Genomic DNA, 18,972 nt, shown 5'->3' with positions numbered 1-18,972 from the left:
TTCCTGTTCACGAGGTTGAGGCCGCGACGAGGACAATCTCGCCCGGCCAATCCGATTGAATCCGTTCGGCTGCGCGCCACGCCCGTAGACCAGTGGCGCAGCAAAGGGCCAATCTTTTTGCTTGTTTAGGCTCTAATCCGGACAATTCGACTGGCGTTAGTCGTTCTGCGCCGGGGTGTATCGGGATCTGGGCCTCATCCGTGCCGCGAAGTTCGATGATCCGGTCTTCGGCCGTGAGTTGGCTGGCAGACAGGAAACGGAAACAGCTTGCGGGTTCTGGCGCATCATCGAAACGGAAACTGTTGCTGCGCAGGGTGCGGGCATCAAAGTTCACCATCTGGCCCAGCGGCGATGGTTGCAGGCCCAGGATCACGCTCAGCGCCATTTGCGCCTGCATCGCGGCAATCACACCGACAACCGGACCCAAAACACCTGCTGAGGCGCAGCTGGCACCACTGTCGGGCGCGTCTGGAAACAGCGCCCGTAAAGACGGCGCGCCATCGCAAAAGCCGCCCACATAACCTGACAACCCGAGCACCGAGGCACTGATCAGCGGCTTTCCCTGTGCCAGACAGCTGTCCGACAGGACATAACTGGCCGCATAACTATCCGCACAATCCAGGACCACATCCGACCGCGACACCAGATTTGCCGCGTTTTCGCATGTTAGGGCCTGGCTTTGACTGGTGACTTCAAGCTTGGAGTTGAGGTCGCGACAGCGCCGCGCCGCAACTTCAGCCTTTGGCAGGCCGATATCCCGTTCCGTGAAAAGCGTTTGCCGGTGCAGGTTTGACAGATCAACGACATCGCCATCAACAACCATGATGTGACCCACCCCTGCCCCTGCCAACAGCGGCAGAACCGGCGCAGCCAGCCCTCCGGCTCCGATGACAAGTACTCGTGCAGCGGACAAGCCCGCCTGCCCTTCGGGGCCCACTTCGGGCAGGATCATCTGGCGAGCGTAACGGTTCATCGCGTGATGCCGATCCATTCGCGTACCCGCGCTTCGGGGTCGGGATTCAGCGTGATGTCGGTTACTGCCGCGACAATATCGGCCCCGGCCTCGAACACGCTCGACGCGCGCTCGACGGTCATTCCACCAATGCCGACCAATGGGATACGCCCCACCCGCGCCTTCCATTCGGTAACGCGGGGCAGACCTTGCTGCCGCCACTTCATCTTTTTCAGGATGGTCGGATAGACAGGTCCGAGCGCCACATAGTCGGGGTCCATCGACAGAACCCGCTCAAGCTCATCATCGTCATGGGTTGAAACACCAAGTTTCAGGCCTGCCCGGCGGATGGCATGCAGATCGGCATCATCCAGATCCTCCTGCCCCAGGTGGACCCAGTCGCAACCCGCCTCTATTGCCTGCTGCCAATGGTCGTTCACGACCAGTCGGGCGCCGTGGCTGCGGCACAGTTCGAGCGAGATCATAATCTGGGCGCGCACCGCATCATCCGATTGGTCCTTGATCCGCAACTGCACCAGTTTGACGCCCAGAGGCAGCATCCTGTGCAGCCAGTCGGAATGATCGAAGATCGGATAGAACCGGTCCAACGTCATGACAGAAATGCCTTTCCGATCACGGGGGTTGAGGGTTCAGCCATGTCGCGTGCCTCGATCGGGTCGGCCTTGTGGGCCAATTGACCGGCCTGAATCGCCAATGCCATTGCACGCGCCATCTCGACCGGATCACCGGCACGGGCCACCGCCGTGTTCAGAAGAACAGCATCATAGCCCAGCTCCATCGCATGCGCGGCGTGGCTTGGACGGCCGATACCGGCATCAATGACAAGCGGTACATCGGGAAACGCAGCCCGCAGCGCCCGCAGCGCATATTCGTTGTTCAGACCGCGCCCGGACCCGATGGGCGCGCCCCACGGCATCAGAATCTCGCAACCCGCCTGCAACAGGCGTTCACCGACGATCAGATCGTCCGTTGTGTAGGGAAAGACCTGAAATCCATCTTCCGTCAGGATGCGGGCGGCTTCGACCAGTTGAAACACATCCGGTTGCAGGCTGTCGGTATGACCGATCAGTTCCAGCTTGATCCAATTGGTCTGAAAAACCTCGCGCGCCATCTGGGCGGTTGTCACAGCCTCTTTCACCGTGTGGCATCCGGCGGTGTTGGGCAGGACAATGACACCCAGGTCGCGGATCATCCGCCAAAAGCTCTGCCCGGCCCCACCCGCGCCTTCACGGCGCAGGGATACCGTGGCAACACCAGCCCCGCTGAGGCGAAACGCTTGTTCCAGAATGGCCGGACTGGGATACTGCGCCGTGCCCAGCATCAGCGGGTTAGGCAGCTCTGTGCCGTAAAAGGTCTTCATCGTTAGCCCCCCTGCATCGGGGCGACAACTTCGACCCGGTCACCATCTTCGAGTTTTCGGGCCAGTCGAAGGCTTGAAGGGACGAACTGTTCATTCACAGCGGTAGCTACGCAGCCCGAGAATCCACATTCCGCCAGCAAATCTGACAGGGTTTCTGCGCGGCTTTCGCGCGCCTCGCCATTAAGCACGATCTTCATCGACCATCTCCGAATGTTTGTTTTCCAGCGCCAGATCGGCGACGCCCTGTGCCAACGCGGGCGCAAGCAAGTAGCCATGGCGATACAGGCCATTGGCATAGATCGTTTGACCCAACCGGCGGATGCGAGGCAGGTTGTCGGGAAAAGCGGGGCGAAGATCGACACCGATTTCCAGGATCTCAGCCTCACCAAAGGCCGGGTTCAGCGCATAAGCCGCACTGAGAAGCTCCAACATCGAGCGGGCGGTAATCCGGCCGCTGTCCTCGGATTCGATCATCGTTGCGCCCAGCATGTAGACCCCGTCACCCCGCGGGACGACATAAAGCGGCATGCGCGGGTGCAGCAGTCGCACGGGGCGAGAGAGCGTGACATCCGGGCAGCGGATCACCAGCATCTCGCCTTTGACGCCACGCAGATCATGCAAGATCTCGCGCGCGTGCAACCCCCGGCAATCGATCGCATTCTCCAACCGGGAAGGGGCCAGTTTACGGTGAAAGGGCACACCTCGGTCCCTGAGGTGGCTGTAGAGGTCTCGCAACGCTTGCCGGGGATCAAGATGGGCCTCTGCCCGGAAGAAGAGACAGTTACCGAAATTGCTCATGTCAGGCTCTAAATTGGAGATTTTTCCACCTCCGATTTCTGAATACCCATCCGTTCGGCGTGCAAAGCGGCGCAGATCCGGTAGGTCGCGCGAATGCGAAACAACCAGCGTTCCGCACCGATGCACCCGCGTTCTGGCGGCCCACCAGTCAATCGCTGTTTGTCCAAGCCGCAGAACCGGTTCCTCGGCATTTTCATATTCACACCAGGGGGCAAGCATGCCACCCGCCCACCAGGAACAGCCATGTGGGCCTGGCGCACCTGCCGGGTCGAATATCTGCACGTCAGCGCCGCGCGATACCAGCTCGGTTGCAACAGTCAGACCGGCTACTCCGGCACCTATGACCGACCAGACGGTCATGCGGGCCAAAGCTGATGAAAATGATGAACCGGCCCATGCCCGCGACCAATGTCCAGATCATCGGACCGGGCTATCGCGCCTTGCAGATAGCTGTGCGCATCTGCAACGGCCGTCATCAGCGTTTTTCCCAGCGCCAGCCCGGCAGCAATTGACGCGGACAGTGTGCAGCCAGTACCATGCGTATTTCTGGTTTTCCGGCGCAGCGCCTTGAACTCTGCCACCAAGCCCGAAGCGTCGATCAAGAGATCACGGCAAATGTCGCCGGATCCATGCCCGCCCTTCATCAGAACGGAACCTGCGCCCATGTCACACAAGGCAAGCCCCTGTTTTACCATCTGATCCGGCGTCTCCGCAGCCGGGCAATCCAGAAGGCGTCCGGCCTCAGGCAAGTTCGGCGTCAATAGCGTGGCTATGGGCACGAGCACCGCCCGCAATGTCTCAACCGCGTCTTCTGTCAACAAGGCATCACCGGATTTGGCGATCATCACAGGGTCCAGTACGATGGGACCACGAAACGCTGCAAGGCTGTCTGCAACACATCGGATGATGTCCGGCGTCGCCAACATGCCAATCTTGACGGCGCCCACGCTCAGATCAGACAGAACGGCATCGATCTGTGCGGCGACAGTATTCAATGGGATCCCGTGAACGGCGGTAACGGCCCGTGTGTTTTGCGCGGTCACGGCGGTGATCACGCTGGCACCATAAACCCCTAAGGCAGACATTGCCTTGATGTCAGCCTGAATTCCGGCCCCACCGCCGCTGTCCGAGCCTGCAATTGTGAGCGCAATAGGCGTCATATCGTTGCTCCATCAAAATTGGGCAACGCGCGCATGGAAAACGTCTGACATTCTGAGACCGTTCCCTACGCCGGTATTGCCCGGATCAGGTTCGATGGGTTAGCGCATTCACGCCTCTCAGCCCTTCGATAAGGGCACCCCAACGGTTGACCGGACAATCACAGGCACATCGGAAAAACACAAGACTGAATTTGATCTGTATTATGGCCACCCTGATCCCTTGGGTAAGGCCAATGGTATTTGCGAGGCTCTGCCTCGCGCTCCGGGATATTTGGGGCCAGATGAACAAGGGATCTTTCCTTCATCTGGCCAAAAATATCCCGGGGGAGGCGCCCAAAGGGCGGCGGGGGCAGCGCCCCCTGCAACAAAAAAGCCGCCCGAAACCGGGCGGCTTTGGTCGGGAAAGCGGTTCCCTTAGCTTTTCATCCCATCCCAGAAGGACTTGACCGACGAGAAAAAGCTTTTTGATTCCGGGTGGTTGTCCTCTCCCAGATCGTCAAACTCACGCAGCAGTTCTTTCTGGCGACTGGTCAGGTTGACCGGTGTTTCCACAGCCAGTTCGATGAACATGTCACCCACGCCACCGCCACGCAGGGCGGGCATTCCCTTGCCACGCAAACGCATCTGGCGGCCCGACTGGCTACCTGCCGGAATCTGAACCCGGCCACGACCGCCATCGATGGTGGGCACTTCGATCGAACCACCAAGAGCGGCCTTGGCCATACTGACCGGCACGCGGCAATAGAGGTTTATGCTGTCACGCTCAAACAGCTTGTGATCGGACACTTCGACAAAGATGTACAGATCGCCCGGGGGGCCACCACGCATTCCGGCCTCACCCTCACCCGCCAGACGGATACGGGTGCCGGTTTCGACACCGGCGGGGATGTTGACGGACAGTGCCCGTTCTTTTTCCACGCGCCCCGCGCCGCCGCAGGATTTGCACGGATTCTTGATGATCTGACCCAATCCCGAGCAGGTCGGACAGGTGCGTTCAACGGTGAAAAAGCCCTGTTGCGCGCGGACCTTACCCATACCCGAACAGGTCGGGCAGGTGGTCGGTTCAACGCCGCTTTCAGCGCCCGATCCATCACAGGCCGAACAGGCCACGGCAGCGGGCACGTTGATGGTTTTTTGCAGGCCCGCAAACGCCTCTTCCAGCGAGACGCGCAGGTTGTAACGCAGGTCGGAACCGCGTGCGGCACGACGGCCACCGCCACCGCGCTGGCCACCCATGAAATCGCCGAACAGGTCGTCGAACACGTCCGAAAACGCGCTGGAGAAATCGCCCTGACCGAAGCCGCCGCCGGGTCGGCCGCCGCCACCCATGCCGTTTTCAAACGCGGCATGGCCAAAGCGGTCATAGGCGGCCTTGCGTTCTGCGTCTTTCAGAACGTCATAGGCTTCGTTCGCTTCCTTGAACTGCGCCTCGGCTTCCGGGTTGTCCTTGTTGCGGTCGGGATGCAACTCTTTGGCTTTCCTGCGAAAACCTTTCTTGATCTCGTCCGCCGATGCACCCTTGGACACGCCGAGTACATCGTAATAATCGCGTTTTGACATCAGTGTTTCCTTCTGCCTCAACGTAAACGGGCCGGCCCGGTATCCGGACCGGCCCGAATTGGCCCGGTTACCCGTTAGTTACGCTTGTCGTCGTCCAGATCTTCGAACTCGGCGTCGACAATATCGTCATCACCCGGAGCGGCGTCCGCAGCTGCCGGTTCATCCTCGGCCTCTTCGGACTGCGCCTTGTAGATGGCCTCGCCCAGTTTCATGGCCGCTTCGGTAACGTTCTGGATGCCCGACTTGATCTTGTCGGCGTTTTCGGTTTCCAGCTCGTCCTTCAGCGCGGCAATCGCCAGCTCGATGGCTTCGATGGTGGTCGGGTCGACCTTGTCGGCATGCTCTTCCATCGACTTCTCGGTCGAGTGGATGAGGCTTTCCGCCTGGTTCTTGGCGTCGACCAGCTCGCGGCGTTCCTTGTCGGCTTCCGCGTTCTCTTCCGCGTCCTTGACCATCTTTTCGATGTCCTCGTCGGACAGACCGCCCGAGGCCTGGATGGTGATCTTCTGCTCTTTGCCTGTGCCTTTGTCCTTGGCCGAAACCGAGACAATGCCGTTGGCGTCGATGTCGAAGGTCACCTCGATCTGCGGCATGCCGCGCGGTGCGGGCGGGATGTCTTCGAGGTTGAACTGACCCAGGATCTTGTTGTCCGAAGCCATCTCACGCTCACCCTGGAACACGCGGATGGTTACGGCGTTCTGGTTGTCTTCGGCGGTCGAGAAAACCTGGGACTTCTTGGTCGGGATCGTGGTGTTGCGGTCGATCAGACGGGTGAACACGCCACCCAGGGTTTCGATGCCCAGCGACAGCGGGGTCACGTCCAGCAGAACCACGTCTTTGACGTCGCCCTGCAGAACACCGGCCTGAATGGCGGCACCCATGGCAACAACTTCGTCCGGGTTCACACCTTTGTGCGGCTCTTTACCGAAGAATTTGGTGACCTCTTCGATCACTTTCGGCATCCGGGTCATACCACCGACCAGAACAACCTCGTCCACGTCAGCAGCCGACAGACCGGCGTCTTTCAGAGCGGCGGCGCAGGGCTTCATCGACTTCTTAATCAGGTCGCCAACCAGCGATTCCAGCTTGGCGCGGGTCAGTTTCATGACCATGTGCAGCGGCTGGCCGTTCGAACCCATCGAGATGAACGGCTGGTTGATCTCGGTCTGCGAGGTCGAGGACAGCTCGATCTTGGCTTTTTCAGCAGCTTCTTTCAGACGCTGCAGCGCCATCTTGTCGGCAGACAGGTCGACGCCGTGTTCCTTTTTGAACTCGTCCGCCAGGTAGTTGACGATGCGCATGTCAAAGTCTTCACCACCCAGGAAGGTGTCACCGTTGGTCGATTTGACCTCGAACAGGCCGTCGTCGATTTCCAGGATGGTCACGTCGAAAGTACCGCCGCCAAGGTCATAGACTGCGATGGTTTGAGTGTCTTTCTTGTCCAGACCGTAGGCCAGCGCGGCAGCTGTCGGTTCGTTGATGATCCGCAGCACTTCCAGACCGGCGATTTTACCGGCGTCTTTGGTGGCCTGACGCTGTGCGTCGTTGAAGTATGCCGGAACGGTGATAACCGCCTGCGTGACTTCCTCACCCAGATAGCTCTCGGCGGTTTCCTTCATCTTACCCAGAGTGAAGGCCGAGATCTGGCTTGGGGAGTACTTTTCGCCGCGGGCTTGGACCCACGCGTCGCCATTGCCGCCATCAACGATGGCGTACGGCACCATTTTCTTGTCTTTTTCGACTTCGGCATCATCCACACGACGACCGATCAGACGCTTGACGCCAAAGATCGTGTTGTCGGGGTTGGTGACCGCCTGACGTTTTGCAGGCTGACCGACCAGTCGCTCATCTTCGGTGAAGGCGACGATCGAGGGCGTGGTCCGCGCCCCTTCGGCGTTTTCGATGACTTTCGGCTGCGAGCCGTCCATGATGGCCACGCACGAGTTTGTGGTACCAAGGTCAATCCCGATTACTTTACCCATATTTTCAATCCCTTTCTCTTCAAGGCGATGTCCCGAGGCCGGGACCCGTTATGGCATCCCTGCCCCGATCTGCATTGCGTAATGGCCCTACACCATTGCGCGTCCCGGCGTATATAAGGGCGCGACGAAAGGCCTGCAAGCGGTGTAAAACGCAGGTTTTCGGGATTTTGTGGCCTTTTTCGGCAAGGTTTTGGCAAGGATTGAGGATTCTGGGATGGCCCGGCTGATTTTGCGCGGATTCGACATCAGAAAGGGCTGGCTGGATGCATCGGCCCAGACGCAACTGATCGAAACGCTGCGCCCGATTCTGAAAGCGGCGCCACTGGTGCGGCCGGTGACGCCGCAAGGCAAGGCGATGTCGGTGCGCATGACCTCGGCCGGGGCCGTTGGCTGGGTCACGGACCGGGATGGCTACCGGTATCAAACACAGCACCCGCAAGGGAAGGCTTGGCCTGACATTCCCGAACCGATCCTGAACCTGTGGCACGACCTTGCCAGCAGTGAACGCGACCCCGATTGCTGTCTGATCAATTATTACGGGGAAGGCGCCCGAATGGGTCTGCATCAGGACAAGGACGAGGCCGATTTTTCCTGGCCGGTTCTTTCGGTTTCGCTTGGGGATGATGCGCTTTTTCGGATCGGCAACACCACCCGAGGCGGCAAGACCGAGTCGATCTGGCTGAATTCGGGCGACGTTGTCATCATGGGCGGGCCGGCACGGCTGACATATCACGGGATCGATCGCATCCGTTTCGGATCTTCCAAACTCTTGCCAAAAGGCGGGCGGATCAATCTGACGCTGCGGGTGGCCCGTTAGCGGCGTGCGTCCCAGCTTTGAGACACGTGTTTGCGTGTAAAGAACTCACCCAACAGCCCGATCATCAGCAGCGCTATGCCGACCCATAAGGCATATTCCCAGTTTGTGTTCCGTGGAAAATAGTTGCGGAAAATGAAGCCCCGGGCCTGGTCGATGATGTGAAACAGCGGGTTCCAGGCGAACATCATCAGGATATAGCCGCCCAGCGCATTGGCGACGAACATCTTGCCCGAGAACACCATGTTGAGGCGCCGATAGATGTTTTTCAACATCTCCGCCGTCCTTGGAAACCACGGCTTCAGGGCCATCAGGTTCAATCCCACCGTGCATCCCACAAACCAAGACAGGATCAGCATTCCGAAGGCGCCGCCTGGGTCCAGAATGTCCAAAGGCTCAACCGCGACATGATACACGAACAGGATCACCAGTATTGAAACAAGCTGCGTGTACAGCGCGCCGAAGGCCGCCGCCAGCAGCATGATCATCGGATTCATCGGCGAATGCAGCATCATCGGATTGTTCCCCGGCGCAATACCGGCAATCGCGGATACCGACTTTACATGCATGATGAACATGAAAACGCCGGACAGCATGTAAAGCACGAAGTTGCCGCGGATTTTGGCAACACGTCCCCCCATGAATGACAGGATCAGGTAGAAGACCGTGGCCAGAATGACGATCTGCATGATGTTGATGAAAATCGCGATAACAGCATTCGAATGTTGCGAGCGTATCTGCCGCACGACGGCGTGAAACACCAGTTCCGCCGTGGTGAAGGCACCGCCCAAAAGCGTTTGGTTGCGCTTGTAATAAAACACCCGACGCGTCTTTCCTGCTTCTTTGCCCAAAAACTGGCACGAAATTCTTGCCGTTCCGTAACCGTCACATCATAAGTCCAACAGGACATTGGATCAACAAATCCCAGGAACGGAGCATTTTTGTGACCTACGACGCGTTAATTCCCGTCATCAGACGCCTTGCCCTGCAAGCAGGGGACAAGATCATGCAGATATATGAGGCGGATGATTTCGACGTGAAGGTCAAATCCGATAGCAGCCCCGTCACCGAAGCGGACGAGGCGGCAGATGCCCTGATCTCGGCCGGCCTGCGCGAAGCCTTTCCCGATACCCTGCTGGTGACCGAGGAACAGGCGGCCTCGCACACGCAGAAGGGCGACACGTTCCTGATCGTCGACCCGCTGGACGGCACCAAGGAATTCATCAACCGGCGAGGTGATTTCACCGTCAATATCGCGCTGGTCGAAAACGGCGTTCCCACGCGCGGCGTTGTTTATGCACCTGCCCGGGGCCGCATGTTCTACACGCAGGCCGATGGCCGGTCGGTCGAAGAAACAGGTGCGCTTGAGATGGACATTAGCGGGGACGTTACGCCAATTTCAGTGTCTGAACCGGACAATTCCGCCCTTTTGGTCGTGGCCTCGAAATCGCATCGGGACCAGGCGACCGAGGATTACATCAACAAATATCAGGTGAAGGACAGCAAAAGCGCGGGCTCGTCGCTCAAGTTCTGCCTTGTGGCCACTGGCGAGGCCGACATCTATCCACGGGTTGGCCGCACGATGGAGTGGGACACCGCCGCCGGACACGCGGTTCTGGCCGGCGCCGGGGGCAAGGTCGTTCGCTTCGACGATCATTCACCGCTGACCTATGGCAAGGAAGACTATGCAAATCCGTTCTTCATTGCCTACGCTCCGGGTGTGGAACTGAAGGAAGCCTGATGTCTGTACTGATCGCAATCCCCGCCCGTTACGCGTCGACCCGCTATCCGGGCAAACCGCTGGTGCCGCTGACCGGTGCAAGTGGCGTGTCCATGACCCTGATCGAACGATCCTGGCGCGCTGCGTGTTCGGTATCCGGCGTGGACCGCGTTGTAGTGGCCACAGACGATGACCGCATTCGTGACGTGTGCGAAGGGTTTGGGGCGGAAGTGGTCATGACCTCCGAGACCTGCGGTAATGGCACGGAACGCTGCGCCGAAACCCATGCCAATCTGGGTTCGGGCTACGAGATCGTCGTCAATCTGCAGGGAGACGCACCGCTGACACCGCATTGGTTCGTCGAAGATCTGATCGCGGGGTTACGTACGGCCCCTGACGCGGGTGTGGCCACGCCGGTCCTGCGCTGTGACGGTGATGCGCTGAACAGCCTGCTGAATGATCGCAGGAACGGACGGGTCGGCGGAACAACCGCCGTTTTTGGGGCAGATCACAGCGCAATGTACTTCTCGAAAGAGGTGGTCCCCTTTACCACGGCCACTTATGCGGGTGACGAGCCAACCCCGGTGTTCCATCACGTTGGTGTTTATGCCTATCGACCCGATGCGTTGGCCGCTTATCCCGACTGGCCGGTGGGGCCGTTGGAGAAACTGGAAGGACTGGAGCAGCTTCGGTTCATGGAGAACGGCCGCAAGGTTTTGTGCGTCGAGGTTGAGGCCAAGGGCCGCCAGTTCTGGGAACTGAACAACCCGCAGGACGTGCCCAAGATCGAAGAAATGATGGCCGCGATGGGGTTGGATTGAACGTTTTTCCCCATTTCACCGCTTCCGTTCATGGCCTATTGTTTTTTGACATTCGGAAATTGGATCACCCATGACAGTTGTTCTTGTCACCGGCGGCGCCGGATATATCGGGTCGCATGCCTGCAAGGCCCTTGCTGCCGCAGGCTATACGCCTGTGACATATGACAATCTGGTTACCGGCTGGCAGGACGCGGTGAAATTCGGACCGTTCGAGCATGGTGATCTGCTGGACCGAAACAGGCTGGATCAGGTCTTTGCCAAATACCGTCCCGCTGCGGTGATGCACTTCGCCGCCCTCAGCCAGGTGGGCGAAGCGATGGCGCAACCCGGCAGATACTGGGCGAACAATGTCACCGGTTCGCTGAACCTCATCGAAGCAGCCGTCGAAGCCGGGTGTCTGGAATTCGTCTTTTCGTCGACCTGTGCCACTTACGGCGATCAGGACAACGTGGTGCTGGACGAAAACGCGCCACAGAACCCGGTGAATGCCTACAGCTCCTCGAAACGCGCGATTGAGGATATTCTGCATGACTTCGGGGCCGCGCACGGGCTGAATCACGTCATTTTCCGCTATTTCAATGTTGCAGGAGCTGATCCTGACGCAGAAGTTGGCGAGTTTCACCGGCCCGAAACCCATCTGGTGCCGCTGATGCTGGATGCCATCGACGGCAACCGGGATGGTCTGACCGTGTTCGGAACCGATTACGATACGCCAGACGGCACCTGTATCCGCGATTACGTTCATGTCTGCGATCTGGTCGATGCCCATGTTCTGGGGCTTAAATGGCTGGAAAACGGCAAAGGCAACCGGGTGTTCAACCTGGGGACCGGGTCGGGGTTTTCGGTGATGGAAGTGATCGAGCAATCCGGGGCGGTCACCAACCGAACAGTGCCCCATACGATCGGACCCCGTCGCGCCGGGGATTGTACGCGGCTGGTTTCGGGCTCGGACCGGGCGGAACAGGAACTGGGCTGGCGGCCGAAAAGATCAACGTTAGAGACGATTGTCCGGGACGCATGGCGCTGGCACCAGACCGGACACTACGAGAAATGAGGGTCATGTGACCGCGCACCCGGTACAGGATCTGCCATCCATTGGCTGGGCGCAGATGTACCGGTTGCGGCTGAAACGCCGCGGGCTCTTGTGGCGCTCATTCCGAAGCCGCTGCCAGCTGTCCTGTCTTGAGGACCGCACGGAGAAAATCGGTAAGGGAGATATTCTGGCCTTTACCACACTGCGCAACGAGATGACGCGGCTGCCGTGGTTTTTTGAACACTACCGAACCCACGGCGTGGATCATTTTCTGATCGTGGATAACGGCAGCGACGACGGATCGACCGAATATCTGTTGGAACAACCCGATGTTTCGGTCTGGAACACGACGGCCAGCTACCGTGCCGCGCGGTTTGGCCTGGACTGGTTGACCTGGCTGCAGATGAGATACGGGCACGGGCACTGGACCTTGATGGCTGATGCGGACGAGTTGCTGATTTACGCCCATCACGAGACCAGATCGCTACATGATCTGACCGCATGGCTGGAGTCGCACGGGCAGGAGGCCTTTGGCGCGCTGATGCTGGATCTGTATCCGCAAGGGCCGCTGGGGGATCAAGGCTATGACCCCGAGACCGACCCGACCCGGGTACTGGACGGGTTCGACAGCGGTCCCTACCGGGTGCAGCGTCAAAGCCCGCTGGGTAATCTTTGGGTGCAGGGCGGAGCCCGCGAGAGGATGTTTTTCTCAAATGCCCCGCGTCGGTCGCCCACGCTGAACAAGATCCCTCTGGTACGCTGGTCCCGGCATTATGCCTTTGTAAACTCGTGCCATTCCGCGCTGCCGCGCCGGTTGAACACCACCTATGACGGCCCGGGGGGGACTGTGGCCTCGGGTATCCTGCTGCACACCAAATTCCTGCCGGATGTCGTCGACAGGTCCGAAACAGAGAAGACCAGGCGTCAGCATTTTCATGATCCGGACCAATTCGGGCCATATTACGATGGCATAATTGCGCAGCCTGTCATGTGGACAGAGCGATCAGAGCACTACGCCGGATGGCAGCAATTGCGATCGCTGGGGCTGATGAATGACGGGGGCTGGAACTGAATTGCCGCCTTCCCGACAGAATTGCAACGCCCCCGGCTAACAACTTTTAAACCCGTTGCCTCGCAAGATGCATAGGTGGCATAAAACGGCAATGGCTCGGATCCACTCAGGCTTGAACAGGCCCCGGGCCTGCTCGCGTAATAATAAGGGTTGGGCAGTCGCGTGAGCCTGTTGGATTCATATAGAATGAGGCTTCGGCGCAAGCGCCGTCTGGTGCGCTGTGTGCGCAAACGACGTGAGCTGCGCGCGGTTTCAAACAACACCGCGCAAATACAGCGTGGCGATGTCCTGCTGATGAGCGTTGTGCGCAACGAAAAGATCAGGCTGCCGTTCTTTCTGGACTATTATCGCAACCTGGGCATCAATCACTTCCTGTTTGTCGATAACGACAGCGATGACGGAACCTGCGCCTTTCTTGAGGCGCAGCCGGATGTGTCCGTTTGGCAGGCCGAGGCCAGCTATAAACGCGCATCCTTTGGTCTGGACTGGTCGAACTATCTGCTGCGCAAATACGCGCCCGATCACTGGGTCCTGACGGTCGACCCGGATGAGTTCTTCATTTACCCGTTTTGTGACACCCGCCCGATCCGCGCGTTGACGGACTGGCTGGATGGCTGCGCAGTACGCAGCTTTGGCACCATGCTGATCGACATGTATCCGCAGGGTCCGGTCGATGAGGCGCCATATCAAGAAGGGCAGGATCCGTTCGAAATCGCGAACTGGTTCGACTCGGGCAACTACATGATTACGCGGAACCCCGATTATGGAAATCTGTGGATTCAGGGCGGCCCCCGCGCGCGGGTGTTCTTTCAGGACAATCCCTCAAAAGCTCCGGCGCTGAATAAGATACCGCTGGTCAAATGGGACAAGCGGTATGTCTATGTCAGCTCGACCCATTCCCTGCTGCCGCGCGGGCTGAACCAGGTCTACGACGAATGGGGCGGTGAAAAGGCCAGCGGCGCGTTGCTGCATGCCAAGCTGATCAACACTCTGGGCGACAAGGCGCGCGAAGAACTGCACCGCGGCCAGCATTATCGCGGCTCGGACGAGTACCGGGCCTATGCCCAGCGGCTGGAAGGCAAACCGGTTTTCTGGTGCGACTGGTCCGAGAAATACATCAACTGGAGACAGCTTGAGATTCTGGGCCTCATGTCGAAAGGAAACTGGGCATGAGCGGTCTGGGCATCGTCATGCTGGTGCATACAGCACTGGATCGGGCCGAGCAGGTCGCGCGCCACTGGACAACGTCCGGCTGCCCGGTAGTGATCCACGTGGATCGCAAGGTTTCCGACCAGGCATTTGCCGAGTTTTCCGAGGCCTGCGCCGACAATCCCCTGATTGTATTCTCGGACCGGCATGCCTGCGAATGGGGCGGCTGGGGCATCGTCGCAGCCTCGCGATGCGCGGCGACGCTGATGCTTGAACAGTTCCCGGATGTGCGCCACGTATTTTTGTCGTCCGGGGCCTGTCTGCCCCTGCGGCCCGTGCAGGAGCTGATCGACTATCTGTCGGACCGCCCGCGCGTCGATTTCATCGAAAGCGCGACCACCGCCGATGTCAGCTGGACCATCGGCGGTCTGGATCATGAACGGTTCACCCTGCGGTTCCCGTTTTCCTGGCGCAAGCGCCGCAAATTGTTTGACACTTACGTCAAATTTCAACGTGCCCTGGGCTTGCGGCGTCGTATCCCGGACGGGCTGGTCCCGCATATGGGCAGCCAGTGGTGGTGCCTGACCCGGCAGACCCTGTCGGCCATTCTGCAGGACCCCAAACGCCCCGTGTATGACCGCTATTTCCGCCGCGTCTGGATACCCGATGAAAGCTATTTCCAGACGCTGGCAAGGCTCTATTCAACGCATATCGAAAGCCGCTCGCTGACCTTGTCCAAGTTCGACTATCAGGGTCGGCCGCACATATTCTATGATGACCACCTGCAATTGCTGCGCCGTTCGGACTGTTTTGTGGCCCGCAAGATCTGGTGGAAGGCCGACCGGCTGTATCAGTCGTTTTTGACCGATCAGGCTGGGGCGATGAAACCGGCCGAGCCAAATCCGGGCAAGATCGACCGGGTGTTTTCCAAAGCGGTCGAGCGGCGCATGCGCGGGCGCGACGGGCTGTACATGCAAAGCCGGTTTCCCCGACATGGCAGCGAAAACGGCCTGACGTCGTTTCCATATTCGGTATTTCAGGGCTTTTCCGACCTTTTTGAAGATTTCGAAACCTGGCTGGAAAACACGACAAACACACGTGTGCATGGTCATGTGTTCAGCCCTCAACGGGCAGAGTTTGCAGGTGATCAGACGATCACCAACGGCGCACTCAGCGATTGCGCGACATTGCGCGACTACAACACGAAGGCTTTCCTATCGAACCTGATCTGGAATACTCGCGGCGAAAGACAGTGTTTTCAGTTCGGCCCGGCGGACACGCAGGATATCAACTGGTTTCTGGCGCGCGACAAGAACGCACAGATTTCAGTGATCACCGGAGCCTGGGCAATTCCTCTGTTCCGGTCGAACCGGAACTTCGCCGACATCCGCAACGAGGCCGCGCGCCTGCAACAGATCGAAAGCAAACAGCTTGAGGTTCTGACCTCGGTCTGGACCAAGGCGCGGGTGCGCACCTGGTGTCTGGCAGAGTTTGTCGAATCTCCGATCGAGGCGCTGCATGAGGTGATAGACGAGATCGGGACCCAGCAACCGAGCCACCTGATTGAGGCGCCGAAGATGGTTGATCTGTCCGGCTTCGGTCAATTCCTGCAAAACCTGAAGAACCAGGGAATGCACCCGTATCTGATGGGCGATTTCCCGGTAGACGACGTGTTTGGCAGCCAGACCAAACCGTTCCGAAAACCCTATTTGGTTCAATAAGTCGCCATGTCCGGTCCCTGGGATTACTTCATCGTTCTTGGCGCCATGCGCACGGGATCCAACCTGCTGGAAGCCAATCTGAACGCACTGGAGGGCGTGACCTGCCACGGAGAAGCGTTCAATCCGCATTTCATCGGCCGATTGAAGTCCGAGGAATTGCTGGGTGTTTCGCTGACCGAACGCGACCAGAATCCCGACCTGTTACTGGACGCCATCAAAGCAGCCCCCGGCGCACTGAACGGGTTTCGCTATTTTCAGGGGCACGATCCCCGCGTGCTGGAGCCTGCGCTGAACGACCCGCGCTGTGCCAAGATTGTTCTGACGCGAAATCCGCTGGACAGCTACATCTCACTGAAAATTGCGCGGGAGACCATGCAATGGCAGTTGAAGAACATAAAGCGCCGCCGCGATGCTCTGGTCACGTTTCAGGCTGAAGAGTTCTCGGACTACCTGGATCAGCAGCAGGAATTTCAACTGATGCTGCTGAACCAACTGCAGAAAACCGGGCAGACCGCATTTTTTCTGGCCTATGACGACCTGAACCGGCTGGATATTCTAAACGGTCTGGCATCGTGGCTGGGGATACAGGCGCGGCTGACGGCGCTGGACGACACGCTCAAACCCCAGAATCCCGGCCCGGCATTGTCAAAAGTCTCAAACCCGGAGGAATTGGAACAGGCGTTGTCCGGAATGGACACGTTCAACCTGCATCGCAATCCGGGTTTCGAGCCGCGCCGCGGGCCAGCAGTAGGCCAATACGTTACTGCCGCCCGGACACCTTTGATGTATCTTCCCTTGCGCGGCGGAAACGACGACGCGGTGACGGCTTGGATGGCCGATCTTGATGGCAGCGCGCCGGTCACGAACCGCAATCGCAGGCAAATCCGGCAATGGCTGGAAGCCAACCCCGGACACCGAAAATTCAGTGTCTTGCGCCACCCTTTGGCGCGGGCCCATACCGCGTTCTGTTCAAAGATTCTAAGTACCGATCCAGGCGCCTATGCTTCCATCCGAAATACCCTGCGCAACCGTTTCAAACTGCCCATTCCCGGCCAGATCCGCAACGGTAATTACCCCTTGGAACAGCACTATCAGGCGTTTGCGGCCTTTCTGAAGTTCCTGCTCCACAATCTGTCCGGGCAAACGTCCATTCGGGTGGACGGCGTTTGGTGCAGTCAGGCGCAGGCGCTGGAGGGGATGTCGGCCTTTGCGCTGCCCGATCTGATCCTGCGGGAAGATGAACTGGCCGCCGCCCTGCCGGAACTGGCGCGTAAAACGGGCCATCCGTCACCCCCCCAACCGGCAACATGTGCGCCGGACACCCCCTACGCGCTGGATCAGATTTATGACACAGAACTGGAAGCGCTGGCGGTCGAAACCTACCAGCGCGACTATCAGCAATTCGGGTTTGGAGACTGGAAACCGATCTAGGATCAGGGGCGCAGGGTGATCAGCGTGCCTTTGTTCACCATCGCGTAAATCTCTTCGATTTCTTTGTTTTTTACGGCGATACAGCCTGCCGTCCAGTCGGGCGTCTTACGGGAGCGGCGGATTTCTGACCTGAGGCTGGGCTCACCATGAATGAAGATGTCGCCGCCCGGATCGACGCCTGCGGCTTTGGCCTGCGCAATGTCTTCCGAATTCGGGTAGGAAATCCCGATCGACAGGTGATAGCGGCTGCGCGGGTTACGGCGGTCAATCAGGTACGACCCTTCGGGTGTGCGGCCATCGCCGCGTTTTGTCTTGGTGCCTTGGGGCGCAAAGCCCAGCGCGACATCGTATTCTTTCAGTATCCGTTCGTTGTGCAACAGATACAGCTTGCGCGCGCCCTTGTTGACGACCAGCGACGTCACCTCGGGTCCGCGATATGTCAGAAATTTCGGGTTGGCGGATGCACATGCCGAAAGGGCCAGCGTCGCCATCGCCCCTAATCCAAATACTCGACGATCCATTTATTCACTGCCTGCTTCTGCTTTTTTGCGATGATTATGCCAGAAAACGCGAAATTTGAAATCACTTTTTGCTGTTCAACTGCCTGGTCAGGTGGCGCTCGATGGTTTCCAGACGCTCCAGAACCTCATCGCGGTAGGCATCGGTTTTAACTTCATCCTCGGCATGGTGGGCATCCTGCATCGAGTTGACGATCAGACCGACCAGCAGGTTCACCACGGCAAAGGTCGTGACCATGATGAAGGGCACAAAGAAAATCCACGCGTAGGGATAAACCTCCATTACCGGGCGGACGATGCCCATCGACCAGCTCTCCAGCGTCATGATCTGAAACAGCGTATAGGCGGACAAGCCTAGATCACCGAACCAGTCCGGGAAAGACTGCGAGAACAGCTTGGTCGCGATGACGGCGCCGATATAGAACAAGATCGCCATCAGCAGAAACACGCTGGCCATGCCGGGAAGCGCCGAGATGAACCCTTCCACAACGCGGCGCAGGCGCGGGGCCACCGAAATGACACGCAGAACCCGCAGGATACGCAGCGCCCGCAGCACTGACAGACCCGCACCACCCGGAATGAGGGCGATACCCACAATCAGAAAATCGAAAATATTCCAGCCACTTTGAAAGAACCGCCGACCGGTTGCCACAAGCTTCATGGCGATCTCGGCCACAAAGATTGTCAGGCACAGGCTGTCCAGCGTCACGATCAGGGGACCTGCGTGTTCCATCAGGCTGGGTGAAGTTTCCATGCCCAGCAAGATGGCGTTAAAGATGATGACACCGGTGATGAAACGCCCGAATGCCGGGGCTTCGATGACAGTCGAAAGGCGCTGGGTGATCCCCATTGTGAATATC

Annotated in this window: 19 protein-coding genes and 1 riboswitch; of the genes, 8 read left to right on the top strand and 11 right to left on the bottom strand. The window is 58.8% G+C overall.

Features of this window, described 5'->3' with window-relative positions; translation table 11 throughout:
• Positions 1 to 7: 7 nt before the first annotated feature.
• The 8 genes from ACR1XU_RS10625 to dnaK all read right to left on the bottom strand — a co-directional run bounded on the left by ACR1XU_RS10625 (position 8) and on the right by dnaK (position 7,833).
• Positions 8 to 973, bottom strand: a complete 966-nt coding sequence (locus ACR1XU_RS10625) for a HesA/MoeB/ThiF family protein (protein ID WP_480907356.1) — start codon at positions 971 to 973, stop codon at positions 8 to 10.
• Entirely contained in the window at positions 970 to 1,566 is a 597-nt protein-coding gene (locus ACR1XU_RS10620) for a thiamine phosphate synthase (protein ID WP_480907266.1), read from the bottom strand. Before ACR1XU_RS10620 ends, ACR1XU_RS10625 begins: the two co-directional genes overlap by 4 nt.
• The gene (locus ACR1XU_RS10615; RefSeq protein ID WP_480907268.1) at positions 1,563 to 2,333 is read right to left on the bottom strand and encodes a thiazole synthase; all 771 of its coding nucleotides are present in this window, start codon (positions 2,331 to 2,333) and stop codon (positions 1,563 to 1,565) included. Before ACR1XU_RS10615 ends, ACR1XU_RS10620 begins: the two co-directional genes overlap by 4 nt.
• 2 nt (positions 2,334 to 2,335) lie before the next feature.
• Entirely contained in the window at positions 2,336 to 2,530 is a 195-nt protein-coding gene (thiS, locus tag ACR1XU_RS10610) for a sulfur carrier protein ThiS (protein WP_480907270.1), read from the bottom strand.
• Entirely contained in the window at positions 2,514 to 3,491 is a 978-nt protein-coding gene (locus ACR1XU_RS10605; protein ID WP_480907272.1) for an FAD-dependent oxidoreductase, read from the bottom strand. The genes thiS and ACR1XU_RS10605 overlap by 17 nt, the downstream gene beginning before the upstream one ends.
• Positions 3,488 to 4,291 (bottom strand): bifunctional hydroxymethylpyrimidine kinase/phosphomethylpyrimidine kinase, encoded by an 804-nt coding sequence (gene thiD, locus ACR1XU_RS10600; protein ID WP_480907273.1) that lies wholly within the window; start codon positions 4,289 to 4,291, stop codon positions 3,488 to 3,490. The genes ACR1XU_RS10605 and thiD overlap by 4 nt, the downstream gene beginning before the upstream one ends.
• 45 nt (positions 4,292 to 4,336) lie before the next feature.
• A riboswitch (TPP riboswitch) is annotated at positions 4,337 to 4,443 on the bottom strand.
• Positions 4,444 to 4,705: 262 nt separating this feature from the next.
• Positions 4,706 to 5,851 (bottom strand): molecular chaperone DnaJ, encoded by a 1,146-nt coding sequence (gene dnaJ, locus ACR1XU_RS10595; protein ID WP_170612683.1) that lies wholly within the window; start codon positions 5,849 to 5,851, stop codon positions 4,706 to 4,708.
• A 74-nt stretch (positions 5,852 to 5,925) separates the two neighbouring features.
• Complete coding sequence (gene dnaK, locus ACR1XU_RS10590) at positions 5,926 to 7,833, bottom strand: molecular chaperone DnaK (protein ID WP_170612685.1); 1,908 nt, start codon at positions 7,831 to 7,833, stop codon at positions 5,926 to 5,928.
• Positions 7,834 to 8,047: 214 nt separating this feature from the next.
• Between dnaK and ACR1XU_RS10585 the strand changes: the two genes are divergently transcribed.
• Positions 8,048 to 8,650, top strand: a complete 603-nt coding sequence (locus tag ACR1XU_RS10585; protein ID WP_480523094.1) for an alpha-ketoglutarate-dependent dioxygenase AlkB family protein — start codon at positions 8,048 to 8,050, stop codon at positions 8,648 to 8,650.
• Here ACR1XU_RS10585 and ACR1XU_RS10580 read toward each other — a convergent pair.
• Positions 8,647 to 9,468, bottom strand: a complete 822-nt coding sequence (locus ACR1XU_RS10580) for an ABC-2 transporter permease (RefSeq protein WP_170807140.1) — start codon at positions 9,466 to 9,468, stop codon at positions 8,647 to 8,649. The two genes, ACR1XU_RS10585 and ACR1XU_RS10580, sit on opposite strands and share 4 nt — an antisense overlap.
• 122 nt (positions 9,469 to 9,590) lie before the next feature.
• On the opposite strand from ACR1XU_RS10580, the gene cysQ reads away from it, so the two are divergent.
• From cysQ to ACR1XU_RS10545, 7 genes are all read left to right on the top strand, one after another.
• Positions 9,591 to 10,388 carry a 3'(2'),5'-bisphosphate nucleotidase CysQ gene (gene cysQ / locus ACR1XU_RS10575; protein ID WP_480907276.1) on the top strand — a complete coding sequence of 266 codons (798 nt, stop codon included), beginning with the start codon at positions 9,591 to 9,593 and terminating at the stop codon, positions 10,386 to 10,388.
• Positions 10,388 to 11,188 carry a 3-deoxy-manno-octulosonate cytidylyltransferase gene (locus tag ACR1XU_RS10570; protein ID WP_480907278.1) on the top strand — a complete coding sequence of 267 codons (801 nt, stop codon included), beginning with the start codon at positions 10,388 to 10,390 and terminating at the stop codon, positions 11,186 to 11,188. The genes cysQ and ACR1XU_RS10570 overlap by 1 nt, the downstream gene beginning before the upstream one ends.
• Before the next feature lie 70 nt (positions 11,189 to 11,258).
• Entirely contained in the window at positions 11,259 to 12,242 is a 984-nt protein-coding gene (gene galE / locus ACR1XU_RS10565) for a UDP-glucose 4-epimerase GalE (RefSeq protein ID WP_480907280.1), read from the top strand.
• 7 nt (positions 12,243 to 12,249) lie between these two features.
• Positions 12,250 to 13,293, top strand: coding sequence for a glycosyltransferase family 2 protein (locus tag ACR1XU_RS10560; RefSeq protein ID WP_480907282.1), 1,044 nt, complete (start codon positions 12,250 to 12,252; stop codon positions 13,291 to 13,293).
• A 186-nt stretch (positions 13,294 to 13,479) separates the two neighbouring features.
• The gene (locus tag ACR1XU_RS10555) at positions 13,480 to 14,466 is read left to right on the top strand and encodes a glycosyltransferase family 2 protein (protein ID WP_480907284.1); all 987 of its coding nucleotides are present in this window, start codon (positions 13,480 to 13,482) and stop codon (positions 14,464 to 14,466) included.
• Positions 14,463 to 16,163, top strand: a complete 1,701-nt coding sequence (locus ACR1XU_RS10550; RefSeq protein ID WP_480907286.1) for a DUF5927 domain-containing protein — start codon at positions 14,463 to 14,465, stop codon at positions 16,161 to 16,163. Before ACR1XU_RS10555 ends, ACR1XU_RS10550 begins: the two co-directional genes overlap by 4 nt.
• Before the next feature lie 6 nt (positions 16,164 to 16,169).
• Positions 16,170 to 17,594, top strand: a complete 1,425-nt coding sequence (locus ACR1XU_RS10545) for a nodulation protein NodH (protein ID WP_480907288.1) — start codon at positions 16,170 to 16,172, stop codon at positions 17,592 to 17,594.
• A 2-nt stretch (positions 17,595 to 17,596) separates the two neighbouring features.
• Here the strand turns inward: ACR1XU_RS10545 and ACR1XU_RS10540 are convergent, their stop codons facing one another.
• Both ACR1XU_RS10540 and ACR1XU_RS10535 read right to left on the bottom strand, forming a co-directional pair.
• Positions 17,597 to 18,115, bottom strand: a complete 519-nt coding sequence (locus tag ACR1XU_RS10540; protein ID WP_170612703.1) for a L,D-transpeptidase family protein — start codon at positions 18,113 to 18,115, stop codon at positions 17,597 to 17,599.
• 61 nt (positions 18,116 to 18,176) lie between these two features.
• Positions 18,177 to 18,962 carry an ion transporter gene (locus ACR1XU_RS10535; protein WP_480907290.1) on the bottom strand — a complete coding sequence of 262 codons (786 nt, stop codon included), beginning with the start codon at positions 18,960 to 18,962 and terminating at the stop codon, positions 18,177 to 18,179.
• Between the last annotated feature and the right edge of the window lie 10 nt (positions 18,963 to 18,972).

The sequence above is a fragment of the Ruegeria sp. D1(2025) genome, from assembly GCF_056536425.1.
The sequence above is the reverse complement of the archived record's forward strand: the minus strand, read 5'-3'. Positions and strand labels throughout refer to the sequence as shown.

Coding starts and splice junctions, on each gene's coding strand:
- ACR1XU_RS10625 (WP_480907356.1), bottom strand. CDS start 973: ATGAACCGTTACGCTCGCCAGATGATCCTGCCCGAAGTGGGCCCCGAA.
- ACR1XU_RS10620 (WP_480907266.1), bottom strand. CDS start 1,566: ATGACGTTGGACCGGTTCTATCCGATCTTCGATCATTCCGACTGGCTG.
- ACR1XU_RS10615 (WP_480907268.1), bottom strand. CDS start 2,333: ATGAAGACCTTTTACGGCACAGAGCTGCCTAACCCGCTGATGCTGGGC.
- thiS (WP_480907270.1), bottom strand. CDS start 2,530: ATGAAGATCGTGCTTAATGGCGAGGCGCGCGAAAGCCGCGCAGAAACC.
- ACR1XU_RS10605 (WP_480907272.1), bottom strand. CDS start 3,491: ATGACCGTCTGGTCGGTCATAGGTGCCGGAGTAGCCGGTCTGACTGTT.
- thiD (WP_480907273.1), bottom strand. CDS start 4,291: ATGACGCCTATTGCGCTCACAATTGCAGGCTCGGACAGCGGCGGTGGG.
- dnaJ (WP_170612683.1), bottom strand. CDS start 5,851: ATGTCAAAACGCGATTATTACGATGTACTCGGCGTGTCCAAGGGTGCA.
- dnaK (WP_170612685.1), bottom strand. CDS start 7,833: ATGGGTAAAGTAATCGGGATTGACCTTGGTACCACAAACTCGTGCGTG.
- ACR1XU_RS10585 (WP_480523094.1), top strand. CDS start 8,048: ATGGCCCGGCTGATTTTGCGCGGATTCGACATCAGAAAGGGCTGGCTG.
- ACR1XU_RS10570 (WP_480907278.1), top strand. CDS start 10,388: ATGTCTGTACTGATCGCAATCCCCGCCCGTTACGCGTCGACCCGCTAT.
- galE (WP_480907280.1), top strand. CDS start 11,259: ATGACAGTTGTTCTTGTCACCGGCGGCGCCGGATATATCGGGTCGCAT.
- ACR1XU_RS10555 (WP_480907284.1), top strand. CDS start 13,480: ATGAGGCTTCGGCGCAAGCGCCGTCTGGTGCGCTGTGTGCGCAAACGA.
- ACR1XU_RS10550 (WP_480907286.1), top strand. CDS start 14,463: ATGAGCGGTCTGGGCATCGTCATGCTGGTGCATACAGCACTGGATCGG.
- ACR1XU_RS10545 (WP_480907288.1), top strand. CDS start 16,170: ATGTCCGGTCCCTGGGATTACTTCATCGTTCTTGGCGCCATGCGCACG.
- ACR1XU_RS10540 (WP_170612703.1), bottom strand. CDS start 18,115: ATGGATCGTCGAGTATTTGGATTAGGGGCGATGGCGACGCTGGCCCTT.
- ACR1XU_RS10535 (WP_480907290.1), bottom strand. CDS start 18,962: ATGGGGATCACCCAGCGCCTTTCGACTGTCATCGAAGCCCCGGCATTC.